Source organism: Methylobacterium sp. WL12 (assembly GCF_008039475.1).
GTDB lineage: Bacteria > Pseudomonadota > Alphaproteobacteria > Rhizobiales > Beijerinckiaceae > Methylobacterium > Methylobacterium cerastii.
Window position 1 is genome coordinate 1 of sequence record NZ_VRUW01000011.1, and the last position, 13,387, is coordinate 13,387.

Below are 13,387 nucleotides of genomic sequence, written 5' to 3' on the forward strand. Positions count from 1 at the left end.
GGAACACCATACCGAGTTGGACACCGCGCTCCTGCACGAGGTGAAGAAGCCGCTCCCAGACGCCGGCACGCGACCAGCGGATGAAGATCTGGGCAGCCCGCCACCAGGGTCCCAATTCCTCGGGAATAGCTCGCCATTTGGCTCCGTTCTGATGCCGCCAAAGGATGGCCGAGAGCGTGCGCTGCAGATCCTGAGGAGGCGTTTTGGCCTTGGGCCGGCAGGCTTCAACCAGAGGCTCCAGATCAGCCCATTGCGCGTCGCTCAGCATCGTCCCTCCTCCATCAGAGAGACGAAAACGCGAGCCCAGCCAATCTGTTCAGGCGACGACAGGCCCTAGTAGTTATCATCGTTGAGATCGTCCATAGGTTGTGTCACCCCAACGGGGCGCTTCACGTCGCCAAGGAGTGGATCAAGTGAGCGGAACTCCCTGGTCAGTCATCTTAGATCCCGATCGCCTGAACGATCTTAGAAGCCTGAATATATTGGATACAACACCGGAGCAGTCGTACGACGACCTTGCTGAACTTGCACGTATCATCTGCGATACTGCAGTTGCGAACATTACCCTCGTGGCGGCTGATCGGCAGTGGTTCAAGTCACGGCTCGGCAGCGAAGTCGATGAGACGCCGGTCGAACTTTCCGTTTGTGCGTATGCGCTCGCGGAACCCGAAGCACTCGTCATCAATGATATGACACGCGATGTTAGGACCCGTGATAACGCATTGGTGACCGGCAATAAATCACTCCGCTTTTATGCCGGAGTACCATTACGTTTGGATGCGAGCTACGGGGTCGGCACCTTATGCGTTCTCGATACGAAGCCGCACGCCAAAGGCCTTACGAAAACTCAAGTCGCAGGCCTGCAAGCTTTAGGGCGACAGGCCACAATACTTTTCAACATCCGTAAATTTATGGCGCGCCAGCATCCTGACGTGCAAGGCGGCGCGAATGAGTATGAAATGCTCTTTGAGGCGGCGCATAACTTGATGTCTGCCCATGAAATAGCAAAGGGCATCCGCGACGAGATCCTCGAAAAGCTGCTTTCCAAGGGCCTGATGCATGTAGGTCGTCGCATAGCAGACGAACAAAAGGGTCAGAGCATCTACCTAAACTAATAGTAGGCGACTATTGCCACATCGCGGTCAATTCTAAGTCTAAAATCGCCGATAGTTCCATAATCGCTAAGACGGAGCGAGAAATATGTACGTGTCTCGAAGCCGATCAGAACATCTACTTCAGCGTATCGCCGAGACGTTTCATACGGATGTGTCAGGCTTGCTCGACAGCACGGATAGAATGCAGAGCCTGAGCCAAGCGGCTGAAATGCTGCACGCCTTTCGAGCTATTATTCTTCCTCAGGATCGACTTGCCTGCATCAAATTCGCGCAATCCTTCTCCTCTACCAAGCTATCGGGCAAGTGAGAAGCCGCTGAAATTCCTAAAAATGGTATCAAGGCCCTTCTTTGCCGAAGGGTCTCTTGGTCTCGATGGATGCGAACTGAGTTCGATACGGTGATGAGTGTTCATCGCCGCCCGCTTCTCACGACCACCGGCCGACGTCCAAAAGCGTAGCATCACACCTGCGAGACCGTCGCAGGTGACCCTGCCATCCTCGCCTTGATCTCATCCAGGGTGACTGGGCGCCAATCCCAGCAATCCACGCCGACGTCAAGGCTGGTCCGGGTAGCCGGCAAGCTGCCGTGGGAATGGCCGTAGACATGAAGGTCGCCGTGCCAGGCATTGGGCCACGTCACATGCTCGCAGTGGCTGGCCCAAAGGGCGACACGCTCGGGCATGCCCGGAACCTGGACGAATATCCTCTGGACGTCGACGACGGGTCCGGCCCATATGAGCCGATCTCCCAGGCCGTGGTCGTGGTTGCCCCGAACGAGGTGGATGCGTCCGTGGAGGCGAACCTGGATAGAGCCGGTGTAGTCCCAATGCGTTCCGGCATCGATTGGCGGCCCGAAGCATGAGCACGAGCCACAGGCAGGTCACCATCATGACGTCTTCGTTCGATAGCCGCGCAGATCACCTTTTTTGAAGTGGTTTGGTCGGGCCCCGTAAGTCCCTTCTACGGCCGGCTTGGGTGGATTTGAGACTGTCTGCTTTTAATTGGAATGGCATCGAAGCGGACGTTCCTGCCTGACTCCGCTGTGTTCCGTATTGATGCGCGGACCTTCGTCCCGCGTTAGCCTATCCGGTTGTTGAATGGCATCCGCGTATTCTTCGATCGGTCGTGGCTTCCCAAACAGGTAGCCCTGCATCTCTCCACAGGCCTCTTCCGCCAGGAACCGCATCTGCATTTGCGTTTCCACGCCTTCTGCAACGATGCCCATGCCAAGACTTCTGCCAAGGCTTAGGACTGCCCGCACGATGACGGCGGCTTGCGGCCCCGTCCCGAGTTGAGAGACGAAAGAGCGGTCGATCTTCAGTTTGTCGAACGGGAAGGCTTGTAGGGTTGCAAGCGATGCGTAGCCGGTTCCAAAATCGTCCAGGCTAATATGGATGCCAAAGCTCTTCAGGCGACGAAGAATACAGACAGCCTGCTCCACATTGTTGATGATAATGCTTTCCGTAACTTCCAGCTCAAGGCGGCTCGGTGACAAGCCGGTCTCGGACAGGATGCCCAAGATTACCTCTGGCAGATCTGCCTTATGGAATTGCCGAGGCGAGAGATTAACGGCGACCTTGAGGGGCTTCGACCAGAGGGCTGCTTCCGTACAAGCCCTCCGTAAGACCCACTCACCGAGCGACACGATGACCCCAGTCTCTTCTGCGAGAGGTATGAAGACACTTGGTGCAATGTTGCCACGGACCGGGTGCGTCCAACGTAAAAGAGCTTCGAAGCCGACGAGTTTTCCTGTAAGACCATCCACTTGCGGCTGATAATGCAGGCTGAGTGTATCGTTGCTCATTGCATCGCGTAGGTCGCGTTCGAGCCCCCGGCGCTCCTCGGCTTCCTCGTCCATCATCGGCGTGAAGATGCGGAATGTCCCTCGACCTTCGGCTTTCGCTCGATACAGAGCGAGATCGGCACGGCGATAAAGGCACTCGGCGTCGATGCTATGCTCCGGCGCGAGTGCGATGCCGACGCTCAGGCCAACTTTGATCCGACTCCCGTGCACCTCGAACGGTGTGTCGAAGGCGGCGATCATCCGCGAGGCCACGGCGCTCGCTTCCGGCCGGCCACCGGTCAGTAGTACCGCGAACTCATCGCCTCCAAGCCGTGCAGCCGACCCGCCGCCAACTGTAGAGGTCAGGAGGTTCGACACCATTCGTAGAAGCTGATCGCCAGCGAGATGCCCGAGCGTATCGTTCACCCCCTTGAAGCCGTCGAGATCGAGATAGAGTACGGCGCAGGAGCCCCCCTGCGTTACCAACTCGTTCAAGTGCTTTTCTAAACGGTCGTGGAAGAGGGCTCGGTTCGGGAGCCCGGTGAGAACGTCATGGTGCGCCAGGCGCGCCACTTCAGCCTCGGTCGCCTTCCGCTTCGTAATGTCCGTAAACGTCCGAACGAACCCTCCATCGAGTAACGGAACGGTGCGGACTTCGAGAATGACGCCGTTCGATCCCCTACATTCTTGAACGTGCGCCTGTTGGGGTCCCTCCGTTTGTACCCATTTCCCGGACCGGTCGGAGCGTCTGCGTTCGCGGTGCCGCAGCTGATAACGCAAGACGGATCGGTAAGTCGGCTGCATCTGCATCATCTCGCGCGGAACATTTAAGAGCGCGAGGGCGCGTTCGTTGCACACACGAACCACACCGCCGGCATCTACCATGATGAGGCCCTGATCCATGTTGTCGAGCGTGGCATCGAGGACTACCGTCTTGTTGCGGAGCGATCCTCCTTGCTGGGTCAGCACAGCGTTCATCGTCCGAAGGTGATCCAACATGAGGGTGAGAACTGCAAATGTCAGGATAACCAACATCATCACTGCGATGCCGGCAGCTAGGACGCCACGTGCGAGACCAAGATCGGGGGTCGACAAAGACGGATCTGGAGTGATGTGAACGGCTGCCATCGCCATGAAATGAAGGGCCGCGATGGCAAACGTTAGGATCGTTGCAGCCTGAATGCGCGAACGAGTCCCCGTACGCTGAGTGTGCAGCGCCAAGCCGGCCGCGGACAGCGCACAGCCCGTCGACATAGCCGCGACGACCAACGTCGGGTCCCACGACAAATGACCGGGCAACATCATCCCCGCAATGCCGAGGAAGTGCATGCCCCCGACCCCAAGACCGAAGAGCAGGCCACCAGCGATGCCCGACCACCACACCCGCGTGGCTCTCGCGATGAGCAGCGCGCAGAGGGAAGCAGCGATCGAAACGATCAGGGACAGGAGCGTCGTGAGCGGTTCATAGCCGATGACGACGCCGGGATCGTAGCCGAGCATGCCGATAAAATGGGTGCTCCAGACGCCAGCACCGATCGAGAAACTAGCGGCCAGGAGCCAAACCAGCGCTCGTCCCTTCGGCTGGGTCTGGACCCGCTGTTCGATCTGTAGGCCTGCGTAGCAGGAAATCCAGCAGACGCAGGCTGCCAGTGGCACGACCCAGGCGGTGTGTTCCTCGGTCAGACAAACGAACGCGCGGAACATCGTAACGCCTCACCATGCAGCAACCGCAGGCAGCATGGTGAAATTAAATGAACCAGTGGTTGCATTTGCGGTCCTCAGTTTAGGGACCGCGATGTTTCCGGGCTGAGGTCACGGGTGCGGCCAGCGCCCCAGATGATAACGGCGGTGATCGCATCGCAGAATATGCGGCCAGAAGGGGTGGATTTGTTTTGGGCCGCTTCCGTGCGGTGGAGACGCCAGCGCGCACTGTAGGAATCCGCCCGTTCGAGCGCCACCTCTGCCATTCGAAGCGCGAATTAAGCGACCGACGTTCTACTCGGTCACACTGATCTGCACCCGGTGCCAGCAGGTGCAGAGGTAGCCTTTGTAGTTCCAGATGTCGTCCGGCAGCGCCGGCTGCGTCTGGCCGGCCACGTCCCAAGCGCGAACGGCGAGTTCATGCTCACCTGGAGGCAGATCGAGTTCCACGCTCCAGAACGTCCAGGCGAACGGCGCATACGGCTCGTGCTGCAGATAAGCTTGCATCCAGCTCCGGCCTCCGTTCCCGGAGACATCGACGCGCACGATGGCCCGGTCGCCGGCCACCGCGTAGCCGCGAATGCTGTTCCGTCCGGCCTTGAGGGTAGCTCCGCGTTCCGGCTCGCAGATCGCTGCGTTAAGCGGCATCGTGTCGATTGTGTGCCCCTGGGCCCTGTCCGCCGTCTCTGCGGTCACGTCGGATGGGTACAGCTTGTAATCGTCCGCCTGGATCGGGTTATCGGACGGGTGGTCCTGCACGACGAGGCGCCGGAGCCATTTCGGGCTGCGCACGCCCGCAAAGCCCGGCACGACGGCGCGGACCGGGAAGCCGTGCTCGGGCAGCAAGGCTTCACCGTTCATGGCGTAGGCCAACAGGGTTTCCGGTGCCATCGCCTTGCCGAGGGGGATCGAGGCTCCGTACGGACGGCCTTCCACCATGTCGTGGCTCTCGAAGGCTACGTGGAGATCCGCGGCATCCGCGACACCCGCCTCACGCAGGATGTCGCCGAGGCGAGCCCCGGTCCAAGCGGCCGTCCCGATGGCACCGGCATCCCACGGATCGCCCGATACCGGGGCAACCGCACGCATGTCGGCGCGACGATTGCCGGCACATTGCATCGTTGCCGTGACCATGGCTTTCGGAAAACGGGTCCGCAGGTCGTGCAGCGAAAGTTCCAGCGTGACTCCGGCCCCGCCATCGACGTTTAGGCGCCAGGTTTCCGGGTCGAGGTCCGGTACATCGCCGTGCGAGCGGACATAGAAGTCTTCCGCTGGTGTCCGGTAGGAGGCGCGCAGCCGGCCCAGAGGCGGTTCGGCATTGTAGGGCTGATCGCCATGAACGATCAGGCAAGCCTTTCGCTCGGATAGGCTCAACATCGGGGCTCCCGTTCGGATGAGGGCACGGGGGTGAACGCGCCGATGGCGCTAAGGCTCAATCGATGCACAGAAGACCGCCGGGGCGAAGCTGCCGAACGGTCGATGAACGGCTGCTTCGGACGCGGCGAAGGTGGTCCATCCGGATGGCATGGGTCGAGAGCAGCATGCCTGCTTACGGACGGTTGTGTATAGAAGCCGACGTCGCCCTCAGCCCTGCGAGTGATCCAGTTCAGACTTGGAGCCAAACCTCGCGCGGGTCGGCGTCGAGTGCGAGGCAAGCGCCATACAGGCGACCCTTTGGTAAGGACGTTGTGGCCGCCGGCCGCGGCGATCTCGAGCGCGCGCTTGGCGCCCTCCTGGCCCTTGATGTCGCGGAGGTCCGGCAGGGGCGGGCCCGGGGCGGCGACCGCGGGGACCGGCCGGGCCATGACCTGCGTGCCCTTGAAGTGGTTGGCGAGCTGGATGAGCGAGCGCGGCGCCAGCACGTCGAGGTCGCCGCCGGCCCAGGCCGCCTCCGGCCCGGTCGCGGCGGGGCAGATCAGCCCGAGGCCGCGTGCACTCGCCGCCATCGCCGCCGGCAGCACGCCGTTGACCGGGGTGATCGTGCCGTCGAGCGCGAGCTCGCCCAGCACGCAGTACCCGGCGAGCGCGTCGGCCGGCAGCGCGCCGATCGCCGCCATGACGCCGAGCGCGATCGGCAGGTCGTAGTGCGAGCCCTCCTTCGGCAGGTCGGCAGGCGCGAGGTTCACGGTGATGCGCTTGGCCGGCATCGCCAGCCCGGAGGCGATCAGCGCACCGCGCACCCGCTCGCGCGACTCGCCCACCGCCTTGTCGGGCAGGCCGACCACATTGAAGTGGACCGCGCCGGGGATGATCTGCACCTGGACGTCGACGGCACGTGCCTCGATGCCCTCGAAGGCGACGGTGGCGACGCGGGTGACCATGCGGGAGGGGGCCTTCGGCTCGACGGAAAGTAAGCCTAGGCGGCCATCCCTAGCCTGACAACCTCAGGAACCGGTTCAGGAACCGGCTCCTTGCGCGGCTGTTCTCTGCCGGTCGACAACCACAAACGGAAACCGCCATGCGCCTGACATCCACCGCCCTCGCCCTCGTCTTCGCCGCCGGCCTGACCGGTGCCGCTCAGGCCGACGAGAAGCTGCCGCCGGACCAGCAGGCCAAGGTCGAGGCCATGCTCCGCCAAGAAGGCTTCACCAAGTGGAAGGAGATCGAGCTCGACGACGGCATGATCGAGGTCGACGACGCCGTCGACGGCTCGGGCAAGCAGTTCGACCTCAAGCTCGATCCGAAGACGATGGCCATCGTCAAGCGCAAGGCCGAGTAGCGCAAGGCCGAGTAACGGGAGGGACGAAGCGGGCGCCGTGCGGCTCTGCCGACCGGCGCCCGATAGGCGGAAATCCGACGCTTGGTACCCATAGCCAAACGTCCGACAACGACCCTCAGCAGCCCTCCAGACCCCTTCGATCGACGACCGCATTCGGCGACACAGCGGTCGTTCGAAGTCCCGATGACGGCAGAGCGCTGGTCGGAGGGGGCTCGACCAGCGCACCAATCCCGGAATGCCGATGGTCGATCAGGCCCGGTCGTCCAACTCCGGCACACCGCTCTGACGGTCGGCATAGGCGGCGAGGAAGGTCGGCCGCTGCTGCCAGCGCTTCCAGAATGCGTCGATGTGCTCGAAGCGCTCGTCCAGCGGCGTGGCGTTCACGGGGAATTTCGAGAAGGCGATCGCGGTCGCCATCGTGATGTCCGAGAAAGTCGGCGCTTCGCCGCCGAGCAGCCATTCGCGCCCGTCCGACAGGTGCTGGTTCACCAAGCTCGCATGGGCCAGCGCTTCCTTGCGGCAATGCTCGCCCCAGGCCGGGTTGCTGGTGAGTTCGAGCTTTGGCCCCAGCCCCTGATGCAGGACGTGGAACGCGGTCACGATCCGGTAGAGGATGTGGACCCAGATGCGGTTGTCCCACATGGTGTCGAGGCCCTGCTCAAGGGGGCTATCACCCATGATCCGCCGACCGGGGAAGGCCTGATCGAGGTACCGGACGATGGCCGCCGTCTCCGAGATGACGCTTCCGTCCTCGAGTTTCAGCGTCGGCGTCTCGCCCCACGGGTTCATCTTCAGATGCCGCCACTGCCGCTGCTCGCCGACCGGCGACATGTCGTAGACGCGCTCGTCGAACCGATCCGCGATGCCCTTCTCGTGCAGGAAGATGCGCAGGCGCTGTGGGTTGGGGAACGCCGAGGGCGAGGTGAAAAGCTGGAGCTTGGAGGCGGTTTGGCTGGTCATCTGACTCTCTCTGTCTGTCAGTAGGCAGACGAATCACTAGGCCTTCCTTTCCGAGCGGTCAACGCCTATCTGCCAACAGGCAGGTGATTTTCTTGCGGAGGATGGGCGCGATGAGTTCGGGGTATAAGGAAGCGATCCTTGCCGCTGCGAAGCGAACCGCCATGGCGCACGGCTACAGCGGATTGAATTTCCGCGACTTGGCAGCCGAGGTCGGGATCAAGGCCGCAAGCGTCTACTATCACTTCCCCGGCAAGGCCGAACTCGGAGCGGCGGTCGCGAAGCGTTATTGGGAAGACATCGCCACCGATCTCGAAGCCATCTCGGACGAAGCGGCCGACCCACTGGACGGACTGCGTCGGTATCCTGAGATTTTCCGGGTGTCTTTGCAGAACGACAACCGCATGTGCTTGTCCAGCTTCATGACGGCGGAATACGATGATCTACCCGATACCGTGAAACACGAGGTGCGCGCATTCGCCGACGTCAACGTCGCGTGGTTGAGCAAGTTGTTGACGGCGGCGAGTGTCGTGAAGGCGGCGGACAGCGAAGGCCGGGCTCGCGCCATCTACGCGGCCGTCGCGGGTGCTCAACTCATGGCGCGGGGCCGCGCCGATCTTCCGCTGTTCGACACCCTGATCGACAACTATCGCGCGGCCGGCCTCTTGCCTGCGTAGTTGTCCATCCATTCTCGAAGAAAGCCCGCTCTGGATCGCGAAATAGGCGTTCAATGCTTAGTCTCTGAGTTACCGCTTTCCACTCAAATCCCGTCGTAAGCCCTCATCCACCAGACGGGCTCGGGGCAGACCTCCCGATCTTCTGCAATGGGCCGAAGACGAACCCGCGGTGTCGCTCCCCCCGTCAGAGTGTGACCTTCACCGAACGGGCGCCGCCCGGCGTTCGGCGAAGGCCTCGGCGACGGCGCGGATCACCTCGGCCGCGCGTTCCGCCCCGGCGCGATCCACGTCGAGGTGGGTGGTGACGCGGATCTGGCTGCCGATGGCGCGGATGCGGACGTCGTGCGCGAGGCAGGCCTCGGCGAAGGCCGGGGCGGTGACGCCGAGGCCGGAGACGCCGAAGCACAGGATGTTCGATTGCCCCGCGCTCGGGTCGAAGCTCAAGCCCGGCGCGTCGGCGATCGCGTCGTGGATCAGCCGGATGTGCGCGTTGTCGGTGCTCAACTGCGCGACGTGGTGGTCGAGGGCGTAGAGGCCGGCGGCGGCGACCACGCCGGATTGGCGCATGGCGCCGCCGAGCCGGTACTTCCAGCGCCAGGCCTCGACGACGAAGTCGCGGGAGCCGCACAGAACCGCGCCGACCGGGCAGCCGAGGCCCTTGCTGAGGTCGAGCCAGACGCTGTCGAACCCTTGCGCGTAGTCCTTCGCCGCGATTCCGGTGGCGGCCACCGCGTTGAGCAGGCGGGCGCCGTCGATATGCGCCTTCAGGCCGTGGGCGCGGGCGATGTCGCGGATCGCCCGCATGTCGGCCAGCGCCCAGACCGAGCCGCCCGAGAAGCTGGTGGTCTGCTCGATGGAAACGAGGGCGGTGCGCGGCGCCGTGCGGGCCGGCGGCCGGATCGCCGCCGCGAACGCCTCGGGCGTGTAGAGTCCCGCCGGCGTCGGCAGCGCCTTCACCGACACGCCGCCGATCGCGGCCGAGCCTGCGGCCTCGGTGTTGTAGATGTGGGACTGGTCGTCGACCACGATCTCGTCGCCGGCCCGGGTCTGAACCAGGATCGAGACGAGGTTGCACATCGTGCCGGACGGCATGAACACCCCGTCCTCCTGGCCGAGCAGGGCGGCGACCCGGTCGCAGAGCGCCCGCGTCGTCGGGTCGGAATCGGACTGCTCGTCGCCGACCACCGCGCGCGCCATCGCCTCGCGCATGCCCGGCGTCGGCCGCGTCTGGGTGTCGCTGTAGAGATCGATCGTCACGGGCAGGCTTGCCTCCGGTCGGCGTTGCGGCGCCATAGTGCATGGTCGCGCGGTCCCGCGAAAGCGCGGCAGGCACGCTTTCCATCAAAATGAATTTTGAATACGTTTAGCGGAGGCGACCGGAATCGGGCGTCGGGAGGGCTGAGCAGGTGGCGGTCGAGACGGCGCCCCAGGGTGCGAGACAGGACGCGCGGCAAGAGACGCGGCAAGGCGAACGGCAAGGCGCACAGCAAGGCGCGCGCGTCGCCGGGCGGAACGGCGCCGGCCTGGCGCGGCGGCTGGCGGAGGCGTTGCAGGGCGAGGCCCGTTTCGACGCCTTTACGCGCGGGCGCTACGCGACGGACGCCTCGATCTACCAGATCATGCCGGCCGGCGTGGTGCTGCCGAAGAGCGCCGCCGACATCGCCGCGACCCTGACGATCGCCGCCGAGCATGGGGTGCCGGTGATCATGCGGGGCGGCGGCACCTCGCAGAACGGGCAGCCGATCGGCTCGGGGCTGGTGGTCGACTGCTCGCGCCACTTTAACGGCATCCGCGCCTACGACGCGCAGGCCGGCACCGTCACCGTCGAGCCGGGCATGGTGCTGGAGCGCCTGAACACCCGCGTGAAGGCCGACGGCTGGTTCTTCCCGGTGGAGCCCTCGACGGCGACCCGCTGCACCATCGGCGGCATGGCCGGCAACAATTCCTGCGGCGCCCGCTCTCTGCGCTTTGGCAAGATGAGCGACAACGTGCTCGGCCTGGAGGCGCTGTTCCACGATGCGGAAGCCTTCGGCTTCGGGCTGACGGGCAACGAATCCGGCGGCGTCACCGGCTCGGCCCACGCCGAAGACCTCGCGCGCCGCATGATGGCGCTCGCCGAGTCGGAGCGCGCGGAAATCCTGGCGAAGTATCCGAAGGTCCAGCGCCGGGTCGGCGGCTACAACCTCGACGCGCTGATCGAGGCGCGGCCGAACCTCGCCCACCTGCTGGTCGGCTCGGAGGGGACGCTGGCGGCGACGACCTCGGTGACGCTGCAGCTGTCCCGGCTGCCGGCGCACCGGGTGATGGGGGTGTGCCACTTCCCGTCGTTCCACTCCGCGATGGAGACCACGCGCCACATCGTCGACCTCGACCCGGTGGCGGTGGAGCTCGTCGACAACAACGTGCTGGTGCTCGGCGCCGACATCCCGCTGTTTCGCGCGACGCTGGCCGACATCACCCGCGGCACGCCGAACTGCCTGCTGCTCGCCGAGTTCGCCGGCGAGGACCTCGCCGCGCTCGAGCGCGACCTCAAGCGCCTCGACGCCTGCATGGCCGACCACGGCTTCCCCGACGCGGTGGTCGAGATCCACGAGCCGTCGCGCCAGAAGTCGGTCTGGGAGGTGCGCGAAGCCTGCCTCAACATCATGATGTCGATGAAGGGGGACGCTAAGCCGGTCTCGTTCATCGAGGATTGCGCGGTGCCCCTCGAGCACCTGGCCGACTACACCGACGCCGTCACCGACGTGTTCACGAAGCACGGCACGCGCGGAACCTGGTACGCCCACGCCTCCGTCGGCTGCCTGCACGTCCGCCCGATCCTCGACATGAAGCTCGGCGGCGACGTCGCCAAGATGCGCGCCATCGCGGAGGAGACCTCCGAGCTGGTGCGCCGGTTCAAGGGCTCGTATTCCGGCGAGCACGGCGACGGCATCTCGCGCTCGGAATACATCGCGCCGCTGTTCGGGCCGCGCCTCGCCCGCGCCTTCGAGACCGTGAAGGACGCGTTCGACCCCGAGAACCGCCTGAACCCGGGCAAGATCGTGCGCCCGCTGTCGATGGACGACCGCGCGCTGATGCGGTTCGGGTCGGACTACCAGGTGGTCGCGCCGCGCGAGACCGCGCTCGACTGGCCCGAGGCCGGCGGCTTCGGCGGCGCCGTGGAGATGTGCAACAACAACGGCACCTGCCGGAAGCTCGCGGGCGGAGCGATGTGCCCGTCCTACCGCGTCACCCGCGAAGAGCAGCACCTGACGCGGGGCCGGGCGAACTCCCTGCGGCTGGCGATCTCGGGCCAGCTCGGCAAGGACGCGTTCACGTCGCCTGAGATGAAGCGCACGATGGACCTGTGCGTCTCGTGCAAGGCGTGCCGCCGCGAATGCCCGACCGGCGTCGACATGGCGCGGATGAAGGTCGAGTTCCTGCATCATTACCACGCCCGCCACGGCCTGCCGCTGAAGGACCGGCTGATCGGCGCGATGCCGCATTACGCCGGCGTCGCTGCGCGGCTGGCGCCGCTGCTGAACCTGCGCGACCGGGTGCCGGCGCTGGCGCGGATGTCCGAGCGCGTCGCGGGCCTCTCGGCGCGGCGCACGCTGCCGCGCTGGCGCCGTCCCTGGACGGAGGCCGGCGAGCCGGCCCACCCGCAGGACGTGGTGGGCGAGCACCGCGACGTGATCCTGTTCGGCGACACCTTCAACCGCGCCTTCGAGCGCGAGAACCTGGAGGCGGCCGAGCGGGTGCTCGCCGCCGCCGGCTACCGGCTGCACCGCGTCTTCCCGACGAAGGGCAAGCGCCCGCTCTGCTGCGGGCGGACGTGGCTCGCCTCGGGCCAGACCGACCGGGCGCGCGCCGAGGCGCGCCGGACCCTCGACGCGCTGCTGCCCTTCGTCCGAGCCGGCGCCCGCGTGGTCGGGCTCGAACCGTCCTGCCTCCTCACCTTCCGCGACGAGTTCGTCGCCCTGCTGCCCGGGACGGACGCGAACCTGCTGGCCAAGCAGAGCCTGCTGATCGAGGAACTGCTCGCCGCCGACCTCAAGGCCGGGCTGATCGCGCCCGACTTCGCCGACCAGGGCGGCCGCGTCGCGCACCTGCACGGCCATTGCCACCAGAAGTCCTTCGGCGCGATGGGCGCGGTGGAGAGCGTGCTGCGCAGCGTGCCGGGGCTCGACGTCCGGCCGATCGAATCGAGCTGTTGCGGCATGGCCGGCGCCTTCGGCTACGGGCCTGAGACGGTCGACACCTCGCTGGCGATGGCCGAGCTGTCGCTGTTTCCGGCGTTGCGCAAGGCCGGCCCCGACGACCTCGTCGTCGCCGACGGCACCAGCTGCCGCCACCAGATCCACGACGGGCTCGGGATGACGGCGGAACATGTGGTCAGGGTCCTCGACCGGGCCCTGGCGCCTCGACACTGATTTGGGAGGCGCCTAAACAGGGTC

The 13,387-nt window shown here is 65.0% G+C and carries 10 protein-coding genes; 4 read left to right on the forward strand and 6 right to left on the reverse strand.

Annotation, left to right across the window (positions count from 1 at the left end; translation table 11 throughout):
• The coding region (locus FV226_RS06655) for a transposase (protein WP_147762281.1) at window positions 1-268 on the reverse strand (268 nt) is incomplete at its 3' end.
• 145 nt (window positions 269-413) lie between these two features.
• On the opposite strand from FV226_RS06655, the gene FV226_RS06660 reads away from it, so the two are divergent.
• Window positions 414-1,115 carry a GAF domain-containing protein gene (locus FV226_RS06660; RefSeq protein WP_187278711.1) on the forward strand — a complete coding sequence of 234 codons (702 nt, stop codon included), beginning with the start codon at window positions 414-416 and terminating at the stop codon, window positions 1,113-1,115.
• 996 nt (window positions 1,116-2,111) lie between these two features.
• Here the strand turns inward: FV226_RS06660 and FV226_RS06670 are convergent.
• The 3 genes from FV226_RS06670 to FV226_RS06680 all read right to left on the reverse strand — a co-directional run bounded on the left by FV226_RS06670 (window position 2,112) and on the right by FV226_RS06680 (window position 6,919).
• Window positions 2,112-4,601, reverse strand: a complete 2,490-nt coding sequence (locus FV226_RS06670; RefSeq protein ID WP_147762283.1) for an EAL domain-containing protein — start codon at window positions 4,599-4,601, stop codon at window positions 2,112-2,114.
• Between the two features lie 291 nt (window positions 4,602-4,892).
• Window positions 4,893-5,975 (reverse strand): molybdopterin-dependent oxidoreductase, encoded by a 1,083-nt coding sequence (locus tag FV226_RS06675; protein ID WP_147762284.1) that lies wholly within the window; start codon window positions 5,973-5,975, stop codon window positions 4,893-4,895.
• The gene (locus tag FV226_RS06680; protein WP_281406026.1) at window positions 5,969-6,919 is read right to left on the reverse strand and encodes a magnesium chelatase domain-containing protein; all 951 of its coding nucleotides are present in this window, start codon (window positions 6,917-6,919) and stop codon (window positions 5,969-5,971) included. The genes FV226_RS06675 and FV226_RS06680 overlap by 7 nt, the downstream gene beginning before the upstream one ends.
• A 137-nt stretch (window positions 6,920-7,056) precedes the next feature.
• On the opposite strand from FV226_RS06680, the gene FV226_RS06685 reads away from it, so the two are divergent.
• Window positions 7,057-7,317 (forward strand): PepSY domain-containing protein, encoded by a 261-nt coding sequence (locus FV226_RS06685; RefSeq protein ID WP_147750432.1) that lies wholly within the window; start codon window positions 7,057-7,059, stop codon window positions 7,315-7,317.
• Between the two features lie 249 nt (window positions 7,318-7,566).
• On the opposite strand, the gene FV226_RS06690 is transcribed toward FV226_RS06685, so the two are convergent.
• A complete protein-coding gene (locus FV226_RS06690) occupies window positions 7,567-8,277 on the reverse strand; it encodes a glutathione S-transferase N-terminal domain-containing protein (RefSeq protein ID WP_147750433.1) in 711 nt (236 codons plus the stop codon).
• A 110-nt stretch (window positions 8,278-8,387) separates the two neighbouring features.
• On the opposite strand from FV226_RS06690, the gene FV226_RS06695 reads away from it, so the two are divergent.
• Window positions 8,388-8,951: a TetR/AcrR family transcriptional regulator gene (locus FV226_RS06695; protein ID WP_147762285.1), complete on the forward strand. Its 564-nt coding sequence runs from the start codon at window positions 8,388-8,390 to the stop codon at window positions 8,949-8,951.
• A gap of 198 nt (window positions 8,952-9,149) precedes the next feature.
• On the opposite strand, the gene FV226_RS06700 is transcribed toward FV226_RS06695, so the two are convergent.
• Entirely contained in the window at window positions 9,150-10,244 is a 1,095-nt protein-coding gene (locus FV226_RS06700) for a threonine aldolase family protein (RefSeq protein WP_147762286.1), read from the reverse strand.
• Between the two features lie 230 nt (window positions 10,245-10,474).
• On the opposite strand from FV226_RS06700, the gene FV226_RS06705 reads away from it, so the two are divergent.
• On the forward strand, window positions 10,475-13,363 hold the full coding sequence (locus FV226_RS06705; protein ID WP_187278713.1) for an FAD-binding and (Fe-S)-binding domain-containing protein: 2,889 nt from the start codon (window positions 10,475-10,477) through the stop codon (window positions 13,361-13,363).
• Window positions 13,364-13,387: the final 24 nt, after the last annotated feature.

Bases quoted from the DNA above. Each gene is read 5' to 3' on its own strand.
- FV226_RS06675 (WP_147762284.1), bottom strand. From the start codon at position 5,975: ATGTTGAGCCTATCCGAGCGAAAGGCTTGCCTGATCGTTCATGGCGAT.
- FV226_RS06685 (WP_147750432.1), top strand. From the start codon at position 7,057: ATGCGCCTGACATCCACCGCCCTCGCCCTCGTCTTCGCCGCCGGCCTG.
- FV226_RS06695 (WP_147762285.1), top strand. From the start codon at position 8,388: ATGAGTTCGGGGTATAAGGAAGCGATCCTTGCCGCTGCGAAGCGAACC.
- FV226_RS06700 (WP_147762286.1), bottom strand. From the start codon at position 10,244: ATGGCGCCGCAACGCCGACCGGAGGCAAGCCTGCCCGTGACGATCGAT.
- FV226_RS06670 (WP_147762283.1), bottom strand. From the start codon at position 4,601: ATGTTCCGCGCGTTCGTTTGTCTGACCGAGGAACACACCGCCTGGGTC.
- FV226_RS06690 (WP_147750433.1), bottom strand. From the start codon at position 8,277: ATGACCAGCCAAACCGCCTCCAAGCTCCAGCTTTTCACCTCGCCCTCG.
- FV226_RS06680 (WP_281406026.1), bottom strand. From the start codon at position 6,919: ATGGTCACCCGCGTCGCCACCGTCGCCTTCGAGGGCATCGAGGCACGT.